The 18,937-nt window shown below is 69.8% G+C and carries 16 protein-coding genes; 5 read left to right on the plus strand and 11 right to left on the minus strand.

All coding sequences use genetic code 11. The annotated features are described in order from the left end of the window. The first annotated feature begins 24 nt into the window (after window positions 1-24). The 3 genes from ACS5PM_RS24085 (at window position 25) to ACS5PM_RS24095 (ending at window position 3,984) form a co-directional block, all read left to right on the plus strand. Window positions 25-2,622 (plus strand): ATP-binding protein, encoded by a 2,598-nt coding sequence (locus ACS5PM_RS24085; RefSeq protein ID WP_439390261.1) that lies wholly within the window; start codon window positions 25-27, stop codon window positions 2,620-2,622. Between the two features lie 86 nt (window positions 2,623-2,708). Beyond that, on the plus strand, window positions 2,709-2,984 hold the full coding sequence (locus tag ACS5PM_RS24090; RefSeq protein ID WP_439390262.1) for a DUF4242 domain-containing protein: 276 nt from the start codon (window positions 2,709-2,711) through the stop codon (window positions 2,982-2,984). Between the two features lie 280 nt (window positions 2,985-3,264). Beyond that, a complete protein-coding gene (locus ACS5PM_RS24095; RefSeq protein ID WP_439390263.1) occupies window positions 3,265-3,984 on the plus strand; it encodes a hypothetical protein in 720 nt (239 codons plus the stop codon). An 18-nt stretch (window positions 3,985-4,002) separates the two neighbouring features. Here ACS5PM_RS24095 and ACS5PM_RS24100 read toward each other — a convergent pair whose 3' ends face one another. Then, the gene (locus tag ACS5PM_RS24100) at window positions 4,003-5,130 is read right to left on the minus strand and encodes a metallophosphoesterase (RefSeq protein WP_439390264.1); all 1,128 of its coding nucleotides are present in this window, start codon (window positions 5,128-5,130) and stop codon (window positions 4,003-4,005) included. A 135-nt stretch (window positions 5,131-5,265) separates the two neighbouring features. Then, complete coding sequence (locus tag ACS5PM_RS24105) at window positions 5,266-5,637, minus strand: YbaN family protein (RefSeq protein WP_439390265.1); 372 nt, start codon at window positions 5,635-5,637, stop codon at window positions 5,266-5,268. Window positions 5,638-5,985: 348 nt separating this feature from the next. Here ACS5PM_RS24105 and ACS5PM_RS24110 point away from each other — a divergent pair, with 348 nt between their 5' ends. Beyond that, entirely contained in the window at window positions 5,986-7,170 is a 1,185-nt protein-coding gene (locus ACS5PM_RS24110; RefSeq protein WP_439390267.1) for a choice-of-anchor tandem repeat GloVer-containing protein, read from the plus strand. Window positions 7,171-7,215: 45 nt separating this feature from the next. On the opposite strand, the gene ACS5PM_RS24115 is transcribed toward ACS5PM_RS24110, so the two are convergent. The 9 genes from ACS5PM_RS24115 to ACS5PM_RS24155 form a co-directional block, all read right to left on the minus strand. Continuing rightward, the gene (locus ACS5PM_RS24115) at window positions 7,216-9,861 is read right to left on the minus strand and encodes a glycoside hydrolase family 3 protein (RefSeq protein ID WP_439390268.1); all 2,646 of its coding nucleotides are present in this window, start codon (window positions 9,859-9,861) and stop codon (window positions 7,216-7,218) included. Window positions 9,862-9,892: 31 nt separating this feature from the next. Beyond that, window positions 9,893-11,491 (minus strand): GH39 family glycosyl hydrolase, encoded by a 1,599-nt coding sequence (locus tag ACS5PM_RS24120; protein WP_439390269.1) that lies wholly within the window; start codon window positions 11,489-11,491, stop codon window positions 9,893-9,895. 312 nt (window positions 11,492-11,803) lie between these two features. After that, window positions 11,804-12,940: an MFS transporter gene (locus tag ACS5PM_RS24125; RefSeq protein WP_439390352.1), complete on the minus strand. Its 1,137-nt coding sequence runs from the start codon at window positions 12,938-12,940 to the stop codon at window positions 11,804-11,806. A 93-nt stretch (window positions 12,941-13,033) separates the two neighbouring features. Continuing rightward, window positions 13,034-14,806 carry an arsenic resistance N-acetyltransferase ArsN2 gene (gene arsN2, locus ACS5PM_RS24130; RefSeq protein ID WP_439390270.1) on the minus strand — a complete coding sequence of 591 codons (1,773 nt, stop codon included), beginning with the start codon at window positions 14,804-14,806 and terminating at the stop codon, window positions 13,034-13,036. Next, window positions 14,797-15,303, minus strand: a complete 507-nt coding sequence (locus ACS5PM_RS24135) for a MarR family winged helix-turn-helix transcriptional regulator (RefSeq protein ID WP_439390272.1) — start codon at window positions 15,301-15,303, stop codon at window positions 14,797-14,799. Before ACS5PM_RS24135 ends, arsN2 begins: the two co-directional genes overlap by 10 nt. Window positions 15,304-15,416: 113 nt before the next feature. Beyond that, window positions 15,417-16,490: an ACR3 family arsenite efflux transporter gene (gene arsB / locus ACS5PM_RS24140; protein WP_439390273.1), complete on the minus strand. Its 1,074-nt coding sequence runs from the start codon at window positions 16,488-16,490 to the stop codon at window positions 15,417-15,419. A 6-nt stretch (window positions 16,491-16,496) separates the two neighbouring features. Further along, window positions 16,497-17,003, minus strand: a complete 507-nt coding sequence (locus ACS5PM_RS24145; protein ID WP_439390274.1) for an arsenate reductase ArsC — start codon at window positions 17,001-17,003, stop codon at window positions 16,497-16,499. Between the two features lies 1 nt (window position 17,004). Further along, on the minus strand, window positions 17,005-17,526 hold the full coding sequence (locus ACS5PM_RS24150; protein ID WP_439390276.1) for an ArsI/CadI family heavy metal resistance metalloenzyme: 522 nt from the start codon (window positions 17,524-17,526) through the stop codon (window positions 17,005-17,007). A 13-nt stretch (window positions 17,527-17,539) separates the two neighbouring features. Continuing rightward, a complete protein-coding gene (locus ACS5PM_RS24155; protein WP_439390277.1) occupies window positions 17,540-17,866 on the minus strand; it encodes an ArsR/SmtB family transcription factor in 327 nt (108 codons plus the stop codon). A 297-nt stretch (window positions 17,867-18,163) separates the two neighbouring features. Between ACS5PM_RS24155 and ACS5PM_RS24160 the strand changes: the two genes are divergently transcribed. Continuing rightward, window positions 18,164-18,934, plus strand: a complete 771-nt coding sequence (locus ACS5PM_RS24160) for a GntR family transcriptional regulator (RefSeq protein ID WP_439390279.1) — start codon at window positions 18,164-18,166, stop codon at window positions 18,932-18,934. Window positions 18,935-18,937 lie beyond the last annotated feature (3 nt).

An 18,937-nucleotide genomic window follows, 5' to 3' on the forward strand; every position in this document is an offset into this window, starting at 1 on the left:
TTGCAGCCCGCACAATCGCCACCCATGCGAGGGGATGGAACCGCGACATCGGAGCTCGTCGAGCGCGAGCCGGCCCTGCGCGCCTTGGCCGAAGCGGTGCAGGAGGCCGCGCAGGGCAGCGGCCGCACCGTCCTGGTGTACGGCGAGGCCGGCATCGGCAAGACCAGCCTGCTGCGGGCGGCCCTCGACCCGGCCTCGGGACTGCGCGGCTGGCGCGTGCTGTGGGGCGGCTGCGAGGCGCTGTTTTCTCCGCGTCCGCTCGGCCCCTTGTTCGACATGGCGCCGGAACTCGGCGAGCGGCTGCGCGGGCTGCTCGTGCGCGAGGGCCAGCGCAGCGAGCTGTTCGCGGCCCTTCTGGAGCAGCTGCGCAGCGCGCCCGAGCCGCTGGCGCTCGTCTTCGAGGACGTGCATTGGGCGGACGCCGCCACGCTCGACTGCATCAAGTTCCTCGGCCGCCGCCTGGAGGGCCAGCGGGCCCTGCTGGTGCTGAGCTACCGCGACGACGAGCTGGGCGAGCGCCACCCGCTGCGCGCCGTGCTGGGAGACCTGCCACCGGCGCAGGTGCGCCGCATCCCGCTGGATGTCCTGAGCGAGGCGGGCGTGGCGGAGCTGGCGCGGCGTCATGGGGTGGAGCGAGTGGGCCTGTTCGCCGCTACCCAGGGCAATCCCTTTTTCGTCACCGAGAGCCTGCACGGCACGGGATTGCCCACGACCGTGCGCGACGCGGTGCTGGCCCGTGCCTCGCGCCTGCCGCCCGCAGTGCGCTCGCTGGTGGACCTGGTCGCCATCGTGCCCTCGCGCATGGAGGGCTGGCTGCTGCAGGCAGTGGCCCATCCGCCGCCGGAGGACCTCCTCGCCGCGCTGCACTCGGGCCTGCTTCAACCCCAGGGCGACTGCCTGGCGTTTCGCCACGAGCTGGCGCGCCAGGCGCTGGAGCAGGCGCTCTTCGCACCCGTGGCCGCGCAGCTGCATGCGCGTGTGCTCGGCGCCCTGGAGTCGGCCGGCGCACCGGATGTGCCTCCGGCGCGGCTTGTGCACCACGCCGCGCGCGCCGGCCAGCGCGCAGCCGTGCAACGCCTGGCCCCGATGGCGGCGGCGCGCGCGGCCGAGCTGGGGGCACACAGGGAGGCTGCGGCGCTCTACGCGACGGCCCTCGAAGCCGCCGTCGGCCTGTCATCCGAAGAGCGCGCCGAGCTGCTCGAGAAGCGCTCCTACCAGTGCTACCTGGTGGGCCTGATCGAGGATGCCGTGGCGCCGCGCGAGGCGGCGCTCGCCCTGTGGCGGCAAGTCGGCGACCGCACGCACGAAGCCCGTACGCTGCGCTGGCTGTCGCGGCTGAACTGGTTTCTCGGCCGCAATGCCGAGGCGGTACGGTTCGCCGACGAGGCGCTCGATCTGCTGAAGGGCCAGCCGCCGAGCGAGGAGCTCGCGTGGGTGATGAGCAACCGTGCCCAGCTGCACATGCTCTCGGAGGAGGTCGGCGCGGCGGTGGAATGGGGCACGCGCGCCGCCGAGATGGCCGCCGGGCTCGGCGCGGTGGAGGTGCAGGCCCACGCGCTGAACAACACCGGCGCGGCCTTGTACACGCGCTCACCGCCGGCCGGGCGGGAGCAGCTCGAACGCAGCCTGCAACTCGCGTTGGAGAACGACCTGCGCGAGCACGTGGCGCGCGCCTACGTGAACCTCGTGGCGGCCGAGATCACCCACGGCCTGCACGCGCTGGCGAGGCAGCATCTCGACGACGCCACGGCTTATCTCTCGGCCCGCGACCTGGACGCCTGGTCGCACTACCTCGCTGCGTGGACCTGCCGCCTCGACCTCGAGACCGGGCGCTGGGAGGAGGCCGCCGACGGCGCGCGGCAGGTCCTGTCTCGGCCCCAGCTGGCGCCGGTGAGCCGGCTGCCGACGCTGATCGTGCTCGCGCGCCTGCGCATGAGGCGCGGCGATCCGGGCGCCGGCGACGTGCTCCAAGAGGCCACCACGCTGGCCCTGCGCACCGGCGAATTCCAGCGCCTCGTGCCCCTGGCGGTGACGCACGCCGAGGCCGCGTGGCTCGGCCTGCCGCAGGCCGATGTCTCTTTCGCGCAGGAGCAACTGCGGGCTGCGCAGGCGCGGCAGGCTCCGGCCGCCGGCGAGATCGCGTTCTGGCTGGCCCTGGGCGGCCATCTCTCGGGCGAGAACACATGGGACATGCCGGAGCGCCCGTTCGAGCAGGCGATCGCGCGGTTGCACGGTGGTGGCCCCGAAGAGATGCAGGCGGCACTGGGCCAGCTCGCGGCCCTGGGCTGCGAGGCCACGGTGGCGCGGGTGCAGGCGGAATTGCGGCGGCAAGGCATCAGGTGGCCGGAAGCGGCGAGCCGCGGGCCGCGCCCCACCACGGCGGCCCACCCCGCCGGGCTCACCCAGCGCGAGGCGCAGATCCTGGTGCTGCTCGCGCAGGGGCTGACGAATGCCGAGATCGCCGCGCGCCTGGTGCGCTCGGCCAAGACGGTGGACCACCATGTGTCCGCGATCCTGGCCAAGCTGAATGCCCGCTCGCGGGCCGAGGCCAGTGCCCTGGCGGCCCGGCTGGGCCTGCTGGATCCGCCGCAATCTGGGGAACTGCCGGGCCAATCTGGGTAAGGCTGCCGAGGCGCGGAGTGGCCCGTGCGGGCATCGTGGCGATACCGGCGGCGCGGTGCCGCCCGGACTCACCAAAGGACTCTCCCATGCCCCGCTATCTCGTCGAACGCAACTTTCCCGATGGCCTTTCGATTCCCATGGACGACAACGGCCGCAAGGCCGTTGCCGGCGTGGTCAAGACCAACGCCGAGGAAGGCGTGACCTGGGTGCACAGCTATGTGAACCCGGAGCGCACCCAGACCTTCTGCATCTACGACGGCCCCTCGCCGGAGTCCATCCGCCACGTCGCCCAGCGCAACGGGCTGCCGGTCAATCGCATCACCGAGGTGCGCGTGCTGGCGCCGTACTTCTATAGCGCCTGAGGCCCTGCAGCCGCGCCCGACGAGCCTTTGCACCACGCGGCAGCGTTGCAACGGTTTCGCGGGCGCGACACACGAAACGCGAGCAGAAGCGTGCGTGCAACCGCGGCTGTCGACAATGTCGAACACCGACTGCCAGGAGCCGCCCGATGCCTACCGACCGCTGCCGCACCACCGTCCTGGACCAGGCCGGCCGCGAGCCATGAGCGGAGCACCTCGTTTCGTGCCGCTGGGCTTCGTCGGCGTGGCCGCCTGCGGATACCTGGCGGCCTACGGCGGCACGTTGGCGCTGCTGGCCGCCACCGACCCGGTCGATGCGATCGTCTGCGCCGCGCCGCTGTTGCTGGCGCTCGTGCTGGCGCGCACGTCCCAGCAGGATCGCCAGCAGTACATCGCGCGGCTGCTGGCAGCGGCGCTGATGTCGCCGCTGCTGCAACTGATGTTCTTCAGTGATCGCCTGTCGTGGCCTATCGTCGTCGTGCTGGCGGTCGCGCATTTCGCCGCGGTCGTCGGCGCGGTGTTCTGGCTGGCATCGGCGACCACCCGCATCGCGCCGCCCATCGGCACGCCGCGGACGTCGCCCGGCCAGCTGCTGGAGCAAATGCAGGAACTGCCCCTCCCGATCCGACGTGAAGGGCCGTCGCCGACGTGGATCATCGACCACGGCTTCGAGACGGGCGAGGCCCGCTCGCACCGCATCCTGCTCGATGTCGACCCGAGCCGCGGGACGGTGTTCGTGCGGGAGCAGGTCGGCGCGTCGGGCGCCCGGCCACGCGATGCCGACGAGGCCTCCATGCGCCATGTGGGCGACGACATCATCGACGCCTCGCGGCCGGACGCGCAGTTCGTCTGGACCCGCTGCTGGCAGGCATCGATCATCAACCTGGATCAGCTCGGCGACCCCGCGCCGGCGAAGGATCCGGACAGCGTGGTGCTCCAACTTTGCGCGCTGGTGTTGCGCTGCGGGTGGATTTGGCAGCCGGTGCTGATCCGGCCGCGCTGAGGCGCTGGCCCGCGCTCGTCAGCCTGCGCCGGTGGGGGTGGTGGCCGCCACCAGGCGAAGCCGCGTGATCTCGGAGGGAGCGCCCAGGCGCAGCGGCGGGCCCCAGTAGCCAGTGCCCCGGCTGGTGTAGACCCACAGGTTCCGCAGGCGGTGCAGGCCGGCCGTGAACGGCTGCTGCAGCGGGACGAAGAAGTTCCATGGCCAGAACTGGCCGCCATGGGTGTGGCCGGACAGCTGCAGGTCGAAGCCCGCGTCCGCCGCCGCCGGCGCCGACCGCGGCTGGTGTGCCAGCAGCACGCGCAGCGCCGCCTCCGGCGGTGCGCCGGCGAGCGCGGCGTGCGGGTCGCTGCGGTGTGTCGCGATGAAGTGGTGGGCGCTCCAGTCGCTGACCCCGGCCAGCACGAGGCGCGCGCCCTCGTGGTCGAGGGTCACGTGCTCATTCAGCAGCACCCGCAGGCCGAGCTGGCCCAGGTGCGCCAGCCACTCCTCGGCGCCGCTGTAGTACTCATGGTTGCCGGCGACGAAGAAGCTGCCGTGGCGCGCACGCAGCCCGGCCAGCGGCTGCACGTCGGCACGGAGATCGGCGACGCGCCCGTCCACCAGGTCGCCGGTCACGGCAATCGCGTCGGCGTCCAGGCGGTTGACGGCATCGACGATGGCCTGCACGTAGGGCCGCTTGACGGTCGGCCCGACGTGCAAGTCGGTGATCTGCACGATGGTGAAGCCATGCAACGCTGCGGGAAGGCCGGCGATCGGGATGTCGACCTCCCGCACCCGGGCGGTCCGCCGTGCTTCGTACAAGCCCCAGCCCACGGCCGCGAGGGCCAGCACCGGCACCGCCGCCGCGGTGGCCGGGGCGAACCCGCCGTGCGAAAAGGGCAGGGCGGCCAGCAGCACGGCGTCGCGCAGCAGTGTCAGCACGAGCAGCATCGAGAACAGGCCGAGCGCCAGCATGCCAGCCCAGGTCCAGCGATCGGCTACCGCGCGATCCGGCAGCCGGCGCGAAGCGAACGCAGCCGGCACCAGCAACGCGTTCAGGCCGAGCAGCAGCAGGAAAGCCACGCCGGCGGCCGGCCATGGCAGGTTCGGCGCCACGCGCCAGCCGATGTACAGGTTCAGCAAGGCCATCAGGCCGATCGCGCGCATGCGTGCCCAGGTGGTGGCGCGAGGCCTCGTTTCAAGCGCAGGCGACCGCTGGCGTGACCGGGCTCGGGACTGATGAGGGCTGACGCTCGGCGACCAACGCGCCTGCGCTCCTGCACACAGGCACGTGCGACGATGTCACGCTTCCGGCCGGCGCCAGAGCCAGGCGGCTACCACGGCCATCGTGGTCACGGCAGCGACCTTCAGCCAGACCGGAAGAGGCAGCAGAACCAGCGTCAAGGCGCCGCCGCTCATGCCGAGCGTCGCCGCCCACTTGGCGCGGCGCGGGACCGCGCCGCGTTCGCGCCAGCGCCGCAGTGGTGGGCCGAGGTGTGCATGATCCAGGAGCCACGCTTCCAACGCCGGCCAGCCGTTCCCGGCGGCCCAGGCCGCAACCAGCACGAAGGGGACGGTCGGCAACACTGGCAGAAAGACACCTGCCAGCCCCAGCAGCAGCGAGACCAGCGCCAGCGCGCGCCAAAACAGCCTGCGCACGACGAGAGACAGCATGGCTCATTGTCGCGCGCCGGGTGGCTCTGGCCCCATCAAGGGACGACGGCGTGATCGCACGGCGAGCGCCTACGTGGGCGAGCCCAAGCGCTTGGACGGTTGCACACACCAAATCGCGGGCTGGACTCACTGCCGCACCGCTGCGGGTGCAGCGACCGAGAGGACATTGGCGACCGGCTGGTTGTGGCCTGGACTATCAGTTCAAGACTCGTTCAGGCAGCACCCAAACTTGACGGCGAAGTGGCATGGAGCCGACGCCGGCAGCCCCTTCTTTGCAGCTTTGACAGCCCGGATGGCCCGCGCGCAAACTCGCCGGCGCACGATCCAGCGAAAACTGCGAGAAGCCCCATGACCGTCCATCGTCGCACTCTCCTCGCCAGTGGTTTCGGGATGCTGGGCGCATCAATCAGCCGCAGCGCATGGCCTGCTGCCGGCACCGATGCCGTCGACTCTGGAGGCTTGCAGACGCTGCACGTCTTTCACAGCTGGCAGGACGATCCTCACAACCCTCGCGAACCCACGGGACCGCTGTATATCGCCGACGACGGCGCGTGCTACGGAACCACGCATTTCGGCGGACCGGCCGATGCCGGCACGATCTTTCGCATGTCGGTCGACGGCAGCGATTTCGTGTTCCTTCACGAGTTCGAGGGCCCGTTTGGCGGTGGCCCCGCGACCGGCTTGATCCAGGCCCGCGACGGCCAGCTGTACGGCACCACGCCGGGGGGTGGGCAGTACAGCGTGGGCACCTTGTATTCGCTGACGCTGGGCGGCCGGTTCGCGACCCTGTACTCCTTCGGACTCGGTGGGCAGGTGCCCGCCAGCGGCTTGTACGAAGCCACCGACGGACAACTCTACGGAACCACGCGATACCACCCCCACGGCGCCGGCTGCCTCTATCGATTCGATCCGCGGGCAGACGGCAACGAACCCGAAGTCCTCCACGTTTTCGCGGGCGGCGTCGCAGGAGTGGAGCCCGATGGCGGCGTGGTTGAGGGCCCTGACGGCCGCTTGTATGGCGGCACGCTGAAGGGCGGACGGGGTCAGCGCGGCACGCTCTGGCGTTGGAGCCCGGCGGGGTTCGAGCCCCTGCATGACTTTTCAGGCCAGGATGGCGGCGAGCCGATCGGCAGCATGACGCTCACGCGCGATGGGGAGCTCTTCGGCGTGACCAGTGGAGGCGGTACCCACGGAAACGGCACGGTGTACCACCTGGCACGCGATGGCCAAGCCACCACGTTGGCCTCCTTGAACAGCGACACCGAAGGCGTGTCGCCGTCCCACGGCCTCCTCGAAGCCAGTGACGGGCACCTCTACCTGACCACGAGTTACGACTACAAGCGGCGTGCCGGGGCTCTGGTGCGGGTGACGCGTGACGGGCACGTGCATGTGCCCTACCGGTTCAGAAGAACAGGCCCGCAACAATGCCAGGCGCCACTGATCGAAGAACCGAAGGGCACCTTGCTCGGTGTGGCGTCAGCGATGGCAGGCGAGGGCGGTGCCGTGTTCAGCTTGCGTAGGCAAGGTCGTTGAGAGCGCCCCCGGGGTGGCGCAGCGCCCAGCCGGCGACGGCCTCTGTCAAAACGGTGGCAGCTCCGCACGCCCCGAGACCTGCAGCTTCAGCATCTGCCCGGGGGCGCGTACTCCGGTGACTGCCGCGACGGGCTGGCCGCCGCCGACCCACAGCCACACCGACCCGGCCTCCACCACGCGCTCCCCGTCGGCCTGGACGACGCTCATCGCCTTGGCGTCCAGATCGAAGCTGAGCCGGCGCGATTCACCCGCCCGCAGCACCACGCGCTGGAAGGCCACCAGCGTGCGCTCAGGCGCCATCGCACCGGAGCGCCGGGCATAGACCTGCACCACCTCGGCTGCCTCGCGCGGGCTCTCGTTCTTCAACAGCACCGAAAGCTGCGTGCCTTGCCCTGCGGTGATGCGGCTGCGTGCCAGCCTGGGCTGGGCGTAGGCGAATCGCGCGTAACTCAGGCCGTGGCCGAAGGGGAACGAGGTCTCGCCCTTGAACCAACGGTAGGTGCGACCCTGCATGCCGTAGTCCTTGAAGGGCGGCAACTGCTCGGCCGAGCGGTAGAAGGTGAGCGGCAAGCGGCCGGACGGGCTGAAGTCGCCGGCCAGCAGCTCGGCCACCGCCTGGCCACCTTCGCCGCCCGGGTACCAGGCCTGCACGATGGCCGCCGCCTTCTGCGTGGCGGCGCCGAAGGTCATGGGGCTGCCGCTGAAGTTCACCAGCACCAGTGGGCGGCCCAGCGCCGCCAGACGCTCCAGCATCTTCAGTTGCGGCGCGGGCAGGTCGATGCGGGTGCGGTCGCCGCCGGCAAAGCCGGGAGCCAGCACGGTCATTTCCTCGCCTTCCAGTTCCCAGGTCAGGCCGCTGGCGAACACCACCAGGTCCGCCTTGCGCGCGGCCGCCACGGCCGCATCGTCGCTGGCGCCAGGGCGGCTCCACTGAAGCCGCTGGTCGCCCTCCCAGCCGGTCTGCAGGGCCTCCACGCGCAGGGCGTAGGTCTGGCCCGCCTTCAGCGTCACGCCTCGGGTGCTGGTGGGCCAGGCGATGTCCCACAGGTCCACCACCAGCTGGCCGTCGATCCAGACACGGTAGCCGCGGTTGCCCTTCAGCCGGAACAGATGCTCGCCGCTCTCGCTGGCGCGCACGAAGCCGGTCCAGCGCGCCGATTCCAGGCGGTCGTAGGCGTCCGGCCAGCCCCACTTGAACGCGGCCTGAGGCGTGGGCCCAGCCGAACTGGGCGAACCCTCGAGCTTGAGATTGGCAAAGCGCTCGACGTTCAGGCCGGCGCGGCTGCAAGTGGCGTCGGCGCAAAGGCTGGACGCCGGCACGTCTTCCAGTGCCGGCGCGACCCAGCCCGTGCCCTCGACGAAATCGATGCGCGCGCCGGGAAAGCGCGCCTTCAGGCCGGCCAGCAGCGTGATCGGCTTGGACGGCGTGCCGTTGTAGTTGCCCACCAGCGCATCCACGCTGTCGGCGTTGGGGCCGATCACGGCAATTCGCCGGGGCGGGGCCTTCAACGGCAGCAGGCCATCGTTCTTCAGCAGCACCAGCGAGCGGCGGGCCGACTCGAGGTTGAGCGCGCGGTGGGCCGGGGTGTCGAAATCACGCGCCGTGATTTCTGGAAAAGGTCTTTGGCCAGGCGCAGCGAGCAATCCCAGGCGCAGGCGAACGTCGAACAGGCGGTGCAGCGCACGGTCGAGTTCGGCCTCACTGAGCAGCCCCTGCTGCACCGCGGCTACGGTGGTGGCGGGCGAGGCGGTCTTGTTGCCGCCGAAGTCGCAGATCACGTCGGTCCCGGCGTGCACGGCCCGGGCCACGGCCTCCTCAGGCGTCTTCACGTAGTGGTGCGCCCAATCCATGTGGATGTCGGCGACGGCACCGCAGTCCGACACGACATGGCCCTGGAACTTCCACTCGTCGCGCAAGTAGTGCTGCAGCAGGCGCTCGTTGGCGCAGGCGGGTACGCCGTCCACCGCGTTGTAGGCGCACATCACTGATTCGGCCCGGCCTTCGGTGACGGCCGCATGGAAGGCCGGGAGGTAGGTGTCCACCAGGTCGCGGGGCGAGACCTGCACGTCCTCCTTGTGCCGATCCGCCTCCGGGCCGCTGTGCACTGCGAAGTGCTTCACGGCGGCCGACACACGCGGCTGGTTCGGATCCGGCCCTTGCAGCCCCTGGATGAAGGCCACGCCCATGCGCGAGGTCAGGGCCGGGTCTTCGCCGTAGGTCTCCTGGCCCCGGCCCCAGCGCGGGTCACGGAAGATGTTGACGTTGGGCGACCACACTGTCAGGCCGCGGTACAGGCCGGACGAACCGTCGGCGGCGACGGTGTTCAGGAACTTGGCGCGGAACTCGGTGCCGATGACTTCGCCCACACGCTGCACGAGCGGCGTGTCCCAGCTCGCGGCCAGGCCGATGGCCTGCGGGAACACGGTGGCCACGTCCGCGCGCGCCACGCCGTGCAGGCCCTCGCTCCACCAGTTGTACGCCGGGATGCCCAGGCGCGGGATGGCCGGCGAGTCGTGCTGCAACTGGCTGGCCTTCTCCGCCAGCGTCATTTGCGCCACCAGGGCCTGCGCCCTTTGCATCGAGGGACCCGAGGCCGCTGAGGCGGCCGCTGGTGCCGTCACTGCAGCGGCCGTCGCCCCGGTGGCGGCCGACAAGGCGAGGGCGATCGCCCCGATCAGACAGAGTCTCATGGGAAGCATCGTCAGGGGGCGGTGTCGCAGCTCAGCGCTTGACCCGCTCCAGCGTCAGCAAGGTGATGTCGTTGCTGCGCATGGGCAAGGTGAAGTTCAGCAGGCCGTTCTTGCCGACCTTGACGGTGCGCTTCACCTCGGGCAGATCCTGCGTCAGCGACTGCAGCTTCGCGAGTTGCGTGGCGTCGAGTTGCTTGGGCGAGCCCATCTCGAGGTAGGCGGTGTGGGCGTCGTTGACCTTGTAGCCGGCGCGCCGGAGCTCCAGCCGGTAGGCGCCGGGCTTGAGGTGGCGCAGCGTCAGCTTGATCGCCGGCGCCGGGCCGTTGGGCACCGGCTTGCCGAAGAAGATGCCGTTGCTGTTGCCCTTCTGGTCGGGATGCTGCCAGTCCCAGGCCACGACCGCCGTCTTGTCGCCGTCGGCCGCAGCCAGCACCTTGTCGTCGGCGCTGGGGATCTCGTTGCCGCGCAACGCGTTGAGGTACTTGTAGGCGAACCAGGCCGGCTTGCGCACGCCCTCGCGCGTCATCAGCCCGAAGCCGCCGTGGAAGGGCGCGTCGGGCGGGCCCGGCTCCTCGAACAGGTCGCTGTAGGTCCAGTAGCTCATCGCCTGCGCGTAGCCGCGCGTGGCGCGCAGCTTGGTCAGGATCCAGGGCGCGCTGACGTAGCTGTCATGCACCTTGTCGCGAGGGTTGTAGCTGGTGCTCCACTCGGTGACGTAAAGCGGGAGGCCGGGGAAGGGCGAGGCCTCGATCTCCTGTCGGTTGCGGCGCACGTCGCCGATGATCGAGTTCGGGTCGGTCGCGAGGATGCGGTCGGACTTGCCGAATTCGTCGAGGAAGCCTTCGGTCACGCCGTAGGTGTGGGTGGTGACGAAGTCCACCGGCACGTCGTTGGCCTTGGCGTAGGCCAGGAGCTCCGGCACCCAGGCCGCTCCCGCGGTCGCCGGGCCACCGACCTTCAGCCTGGGGTCGATCTTCTTGATCGTGCGAGCGGTGTTGGCGTAGAGCTCGAAGTAGGCCTTCTGGTCGGCCTTCTCCCAGAAGCCGTCGAGGTTGGGCTCGTTCCATACCTCGAACGGCCAGGCGCGCACCTCCTCGATGCCGTAGCGCTGGATCAGGTGGCGAACGAAGGCGTCGATCAGCTCGGCCCATGGGCCGGGCTGCGGGTGCGAGGTGTTGCCCTTCCAGTAGAAGATCGACAGCGGCGAGGTCTTCATCACGCCGGGCGTGAAACCGAGCTCGACGAAGGGCTTGATGCCCCGCGCCAACAGGGCGTCGTAGAGCTTGTCGATGCCGGTCCAGTCGAAGACGAGCTTGTCGCCGTCCTTCTTCACCGTACCGTAGCTGTCGTGGAAGATGTCGTGGAAGCGCAGGTAGCGGAAGCCGAGTTCATCGACCGCGGTCTTGAGTTGCGCCAGGTTCTCAGGCCGGCCGGTGGTGCCGGGGTAATCGGCACCGACCGACAGGTCGAAGAAGCGATCCATCGGCTCGGTGGCTGCGGCGCGGTCCAGGGTCACCTGGCGGCTGGCGGGCGGCGCGGCGGGGACCGTCGCGCACAGGCCCAGGGTGAGCAGCGCGGCCGCCAGGGGGCGCAGGACGGGCAGCGGCAGGAGAAGCTGGGAATTGGCCATCGGAAGCGGGTTGGGAGACTGTGCGGTGAGAGGAACCATGGCGTCTGCCATGGACCTGCGAGTGGTGATCGACGCGGCACGCGGATGCCGCCATGCGGAGCACGGTTTCAGTGGCTGTACAGCACCTCCGAGCCACGGGCCGGAGCCACAGGCGTTCCGAGCAGCTGCAACCGGCAGGTGGTTGATATGGCGCTAAATCGTCACGACAGGAATAATAATTTGTTCGTTGCTCGAACTATGTAAGGGAAACACCTATCGGACTGGAGAGCGGATTCATCGCAGCGCCCCCTGTGGCTGCCGCGACGTGAGCCCTCAAAAGTGGCGAGGCGGAGCGTCCGGGCGAGTGCGAACCCCTGGACGTGCATCGCTGCGCAGCCATAGCAGCGCCATGAAGGCCGCCATGCCCAGGCCGGTGGTGAGCCACAGGGCACCGGCTTGCAGGCGGTCGAGCACCAGACCGAACAGCAAGGGGGCCATCGCTTGGGCCACTCGGGCGGGCAGCATCAGCCAGCCTTGGCGGCTCCCGTAGTCCAGTGGCCCGAAGAGCACGAGAGGCAGCGTGCCCTTCGCGATCGTCAGGATGCCGTTGCCCGCACCGTGCATCACGGCGAACAACGGTGCCGCGGCCGGTCCCGCCAGCAGCAGGGCGGCGGCCCCCATCGGGTGGGCCAGTGCCGCCAGGCGCGCCGACAGCAACGGATGCACACGGCGCAGCAGGCCGAACTCGAGCAGGCGGCCCGCCACCTGGGCCGGGCCGATCAGGGCGCCTACCGCCACTGCGCCGGCCAGGCTGGCGCCGGCCGCCAGCATCATGCGCGGCAGGTGCGCTGCCATCGCGGTGCTGGTGAACCACGTGGCCGCGAAGACGAAGGCCAGCAGGAGGGTCGTCAAGGCGGTCGAGGACGCTCGGGGTGGTACAGCGAAGGCGATCGGGGCCGGCCCCGTTTCGATGGCGTCCTTCCGGGATATCGGCGCGGCACTGGGCAGCCAGGCGTTCAGCGGCAACCCCAAGAGCAGGTGCAGGCCGGCCCACGTGAAGCAGGCGCCACGCCAGCCGAAGCGCGCGTCGAGCCAGGCCGACAGGGGCCATCCGATCGTGCTGGCGAAGCCGGCCATCAGCGTGATGCCGGTGATCGCGTTGCGCGAGTCATGGCCGTACAGGCGGACCAGGGTCGCGAAGGCCGCTTCGTACAGGCCGCTGCCCATCGCGATGCCCATCAATCCCCAGGCCGCGAAGAGGGCAGGGGCGCTGTCTGCGGTGCCGAGTGCGAGGAGAGCGGCGGCGAAGAGCACGCTGGTGCCCATCAGCACGGGCCGCCCGCCGTGGCGGTCGATCAAGCGTCCGGACCAGGGGCCGACGATGGCGGAAAGCACCAGCGCCAACGAGAAAGCGGCGAAGACGGTCGGCGTGGCGATCCCGATCTCGCGCGCCATCGGTTGCGCCAGCATGGCCGGCAGGTAGTAGGAGGAGGCCCAGGCCAGCGTCTGGGCCAGGCCCAGCGGAAGCACGGCGCGGGCCTGGGCGAACTTCCTCACGGCGGCTCAGCCGCAACAGCCGGCAGCGAGCGGCGCCTTGAGCTCCCGCACGGGCGCCTCGGCTGCTGGCGATACGCCGCACACACCGGTCTGCGGCAGCTCCAGCTCGACGCGGTCGGCCGCCGCCAGGTCCCCGGCGATCGCGGCGACCACCGAGCGCGCCTGCTCGAAACCCGTGGCCATCAGGAAGGTCGGTGCGCGGCCGTAGCTCTTCACGCCCAAGGTGTAGAAGCCTGGCTCGGGATGCGCGAGTTCGCGATGGCCATGGGGCCGCACCGTGCCGCAGCTGTGGAGGTTGGGGTCGATCAGCGGCCCGAGCGCCTCGGTCGATTCGAGCCAGGGGTCCAGCTTCAGGCGCAGTTCGCCGACCATGGCAAGGTCGGGACGCTGACCGGTCGCGCAGACGATCTGGTCTATGCCCTCGAGCTCCACGACTGCCCCCTCGGCGCCCTGGCCGCGCACCGTCAGCGTGGCCCCGGTTCGCGCCACTTCGCGGATGCGAAGGCCGCTCACGAATTCCATCCGCCCGCCGTCCCTCAAGGCCTTCAGCGCCAAGCCGAGCCGACCGCGGGCGGGCAATGCGTCGGCTTGCCCGCCGCCGAAGACTCGCGCCAGCACCGGTGATCGCACGGCCCACGCGAGGCGCGTGCCAGGAACCACCTCGGCCAGCTCGGCCAGTGCCAACAGCGCGTTGGCCGCCGAGTGGCCCGCGCCGACGACCAGGGTGCGCCTGCCGGCGTATCGCGCGCGGTCGCGGCCCAGCACGTCAGGGATGCCGTAGACGATGCCTGAAGCGTTCTCCCGTTCGCCGATCGCCGGCAGGCCGTTCGCGCCCAGCGGATTGGGGTGGGACCAGGTGCCGCTGGCATCGATCACCGCGCGGGCCCGGAACTCGACCGTGCGACCCTCCCGCGTCGCGCGGATCACGAAGGGCGCGCTCTCGCGGCCGGTGGTCTTGACCTTGTCGAAGCCTTCGCGGCTGATCGCCGTCACGCGGGTGCCCAGGTGCAGCGCGCGCTGCACGGCCGGCAGCGCCGCGTAGGGTTTCAGCACTCGGTCGACGACTTCGGAGGCCAGCGGCAATTCGTCGGCATCCGGCGCGGCCCACCCCGTGCCTTCGAGCTGTGCGGCCATCGCGTGGTCGACGTTGTAGCGCCACGGCGAGAACAAGCGCACATGGCCGTAGTCGCGCAAGCTCGCGCCGACATCGTCGCCGGCTTCGATGAGCAGCGGCTCGATGCCACGCTCGATCAGGCGGGCGACCGCTGCCAGTCCCACCGGGCCGGCGCCTATCACGGCGACCGGCAGGTCGGTACGCGGCGCTTTCGGCTGTGCCAACGTCAATGACATGAAGGCCGCGCAAGCCGGGCAGGCGCCTTGGAACTCCGCAGAGGCCTTGAGGGCCTCGGGCGCCTGGGCCATCGGCCCGCGCTTGAAGCCGTGGCGGGCAAAGTATTCCGGCGCGGTGACGGTCAGCAGGAAGAGCTTTCGGATCTGCCGGCGGGCGGCCTCCTGCAGCAGGCGTTCGACGAGCAGTTGGCCGATGCCCTGGCGCTGCAGGCCCGGCGCGACGGCGACGGAGCGCAGCAGCGCCACGTCACCGTAGACCTCGGCGCCGGCGCAGCCTACGACTTCACCGTTGCTCACGGCCAGGAGGTAGGCAGGCAGGTGCTGTCGCGCGCCCTCGGTGGGCAGCTTGTTGGCCAGCAGCAGCGCTTCGACGGCAGGCCAGTCGGTGGCCGCAGCCTGGCGCAGGGAGATGTTCTCGTTCAGCAGCATGACTTTCGATCCTTCGCAGAGGCCGCGTCCTGCGGGAGGGGGCAGCACGAGGCGATGTCTACGTCCTCGCGCAGGGCCTTCAGCAAGAGCAGCAGGGACTTCTCGACCGTCGCCCGTTCGCGCTCGCTCAGGTACTCGAGCACGCGACAGGCATGGTTGTCGAGCGTGGCGTTGAGTTCACGCACCCGGTCTTCGCCATCGGGGGTGAGCGTGACGAGCCAGCTTCTCGCGTCGAGCGGATTCGGTTCCTTCGTCGCCCAGCCACGTTCGACCAGCCCATCCACGGCCCGGGAGACCCAGCTCTTCTCCAGGCTCAGGCGCGCGCCGAGCTCGCTCAGCGGCAAGGGCCCGGAGCGGCCCAGCTCGACCAGCAGGTGGCACTGCGTGCTGCCGGTGCGACAGCACTCGGCCACCGCGCGCTGCGCCCGGGTGTACAGGCGCGCGACCTCGCGCAGCATCTCGCCGGGCAGCGCCGGCTTCGCGGCCATCTTCTTCATCTGGTGATGGGTAGCAACGATCGGCTCGCACCTTAGGTCTCACGCAGTAGGTTGTCAATAGCAACTAAATGCCCTGAGAAAACGGAGCCGAGGCTCCGTCCCTGCCCGGGGGTTCAGCGCATGGCGCCGGCCTCGTACCAGCCCTTGCTCCGGTTGACGACGCGAACCACCAGCAGCATCACCGGCACCTCGATCAGTACGCCCACCACGGTGGCCAGGGCGGCGCCGGATTCGAAGCCGAACAGGCTGATGGCCGCAGCCACGGCCAGCTCGAAGAAGTTGCTCGCGCCTATGAGGGCCGAAGGGCAGGCCACGCTGTGGGATTCGCCGAGCCGGCGATTCAGCCCATAGGCGAGGGCGGAATTGAAGAACACCTGGATCAGGATGGGCACGGCCAGCATCGCGATCACCAGCGGCTGCTTCAGGATGGCCTCGCCCTGGAAGGCGAACAGCAGCACCAGAGTCGCCAGCAGCGCGGTGATCGACCAAGGGCCGATCTTCGCGAGCGCGGCTTCAAGCGCGGCCTGGCCCTTGGCGAGCAACCCCTTGCGCCAGGCTTGCGCGATGGCCACCGGGATCAGGATATAGAGCACCACCGAGGTCAGCAGCGTGTCCCACGGCACCGTGATCGACGACAGGCCCAGCAGCAACGCGACGATGGGCGCGAAGGCGAACACCATGATGGTGTCGTTCAGCGCCACCTGGCTGAGCGTGAACAGGGGATGCCCGCCGGTCAGGCGGCTCCAGACGAACACCATGGCGGTGCACGGTGCAGCGGCCAGCAGGATCAGGCCGGCGATGTAGCTGTCGGCCTGGCCGGCCGGCAGGTAGGGGGCGAACACGTGGCGGACGAAGATCCAGCCGAGCAGCGCCATCGAGAAGGGCTTGACCGCCCAGTTGACGAACAGCGTGACCCCGATCCCACGCCAGTGCTGCCTGACCTGGTGCAGCGCGCCGAAGTCGACCTTCAGCAGCATCGGGATGATCATCACCCAGATGAGCAGGCCGACGGGGAGGTTGACCTGGGCGACCTGCATGCGGCCGATGGCCTGGAAGGGCCCCGGCAGCAGCTGGCCGAGCGCGATGCCGGTGACGATGCACAGCAGGACCCAGACAGTGAGGTAGCGCTCGAAGACGCTCATCGGCGCCGGCGACTCGGCGCGCGCGGGCAGGGTGGTGGTGTTCATCGCCGGTCAGCTCCTGCCGATGTCGACCAGCGCGGCCGCCAGGACCTGGCGGTCCATGCTTTCCAGCGGCAGGGCGAGCAGCTGCAGCATGCGGTAGCCGATCGCCTGCCGGGTCAGCTCGAACGCGCGGCGCTTGCCTTCGTCGCCGCCTTCGGCATTCGAGGGATCGGGGTAGCCCCAGTGCACCTTGACCGGTTGGCCGCCTGAGCCGCCAAAGAAGACGGGGCACGTCTCGGCCGCAGCGCTGTCGCAGACCGTGATGACGATGGACAGCGGCGGGGCGCCGTCCTGGCTGAACTCGTCCCAGCTCTTGCTGCGGTAGCCACCGGTCTGGATGCCCGCGTTCTGCAGCGCCTCGATGGCGAAGGGATTGATGCGACCGCTCGGCGTGCTGCCGGCGCTGTGCGCCTGGACATCCTTGCGGAGCTGGGCGGCCAGGTGGTTCAGCATCCCTTCGCTCAGCACGCTGCGCGCCGAGTTGTGGGTGCACAGGATGAGGACGTGCGTGGTCATCTCAGCAGCAGGAGCCCGAAGCCTTGACGGGAATGCCGACCGCCTTGCCGCGGGGCTTCGGGGTGCAGCAGGCGGAGGTTTCGGCCGCCGGGGGCGCTTCGGGCTCGACCGGCGCGCAGCAGGCCGATGCGGTTTCGCCCTGGCGGTCTTCGCCGAAGATGGGGACATCAGCCAGCGTGTGGAAGTGCTCCCAGGCGATGCCTTGCGGGTCGGTGACCCAGTGCTTCTCGCTGCGGGCGTAGCAGCAGGTGGTCTGGCCCTCGTCGAGCAGCGCCATGTCGGCGGCTTCGGCGCGTGCCTTCAATCCGGCGAGCTCCTCGGCGTCGTCGGTCTGGAAGCCTAGGTGGTCGACGCCCGGCGAGTGGCCCCGGGTGGAGATCGCGAAGTTGATGCGCGGGTCCTCGAGCATCCACTTGGCGTAGTCGCTCTCGACGCGGGTGGGCTCGGCGGCGAAGAGCTTCGAATAGAAGCCGATGCTCTGGCCGAGATCCTCGACATGGACGTGGACGTGGAATCGCTTCATGACGTACTCCGGGTCAGCAGGTGGAGCGGCGCTTCGTGCCGCTGGGTGAACACGACTTGCCCATGCAGCAGTGGGCGGTGAGGTACTCGAGCAGATCGTTCATCTGCCCCAGGGCCGGGCGGTAGTGCAGGTTGCGGCCTTCGCGCTCGACGCTCACGAGGTCTGCGTGCATGAGTTCCTTCAGGTGGAAGGACAGCGTGGAACCCGGGATGTCGAGCATGGCGGACAGGGCGCTGGGCGTCATGCCCTCGGGGCCGGCGCCGACGAGGGCACGGAAGACGCGCAGGCGCGCCTCCTGGGCCAGGGCGGCGAGGGCGGCGACGGCGGCTTTTTCATTCATGATTCCATCATAATCGAAATATCGATCTGAGTCAAGCGCCTGGCTTGAGGGCGCGCCGACGGGGTGCCGGGTGGCTGCTGCCAGCCTCATCTTTCACGCCGGTGCGTCGAGTGTTGTCGCTGCCCTGCGCCGGTGCGCCGATGTCCATGCAGGCACCTTGATGCAGCACAAGCCTTCCGCGTGCAGATGAGGCTAGAGGGCTCCACCTCCCTCGTACGCCCGGTCCGCAGGGACCTGGTCCGTGGGTGGCACGCAAGCTGCTAGTCATGACCTGACATAACAGGTTGGACCGCTTCGATGAATGCCATCCGCAAGGCCCCGCCAAGGGCTCGCGCCGACAACAAGGTCGTCGCCATGTCGTCGGTACCGATGCATGCGCAGATCCGCGAAATCATCCGCCGCCGCGTGCTCGACGGCACCTATGCGCCGCACAGCCAGATGCCTTCCGAGAGCCAGATGATGGAGGCCTTCTCGGTCAGCCGCATCACGGTCCGACAGGCCCTGGGCGACCTGCAGAAGGAGGGGCTGATCTTCAAGGTGGCCGGCAAGGGCAGCTTCGTCGCCAAGCCCAAGGCCTTCCAGAACCTTTCGCGCCTGCAGGGCTTCGGCGAGGCGATGACGCCCTCGGGCTACGAGACCTTCTCGCAAGTGCTGAGCATGCGGCGCGTCGCCGCCACCGAGGTGGTCGCGCGGCGACTGGATTGCCGGCTGGGCGACGCGGTGTTCGAGATCCAGCGCCTGCGCTACCTGAACCGGGAGCCGATCTCGGTGGACCAGAGCTACTTCCCCCTCGAGATCGGCGAGCGCCTGTCGCAGGAGGACCTGCCCACGCGCGACATCTTCGTGATCCTCGAGAACGACTACGGCCTGCACCTCACCCATGCCGACGTGCAGATCGAGGCCATCTCCGCCGACGAGGGGCTGGCCAGACACCTCCGCATCGACGAGGCCTCGCCGCTGCTGCGCATCGAGCGCCTGACCTACGTCGGCGATCGCCCGATCGACTTCGAGTACCTCTACTACCGCGGCGATGCCTTCCAGTACCGCCTGCGCATCGAACGAACCTAGGAG

Origin of the sequence: Ideonella flava, from assembly GCF_051857595.1 — a bacterium.
Classification (GTDB): Bacteria; Pseudomonadota; Gammaproteobacteria; order Burkholderiales; family Burkholderiaceae_C; genus Ideonella.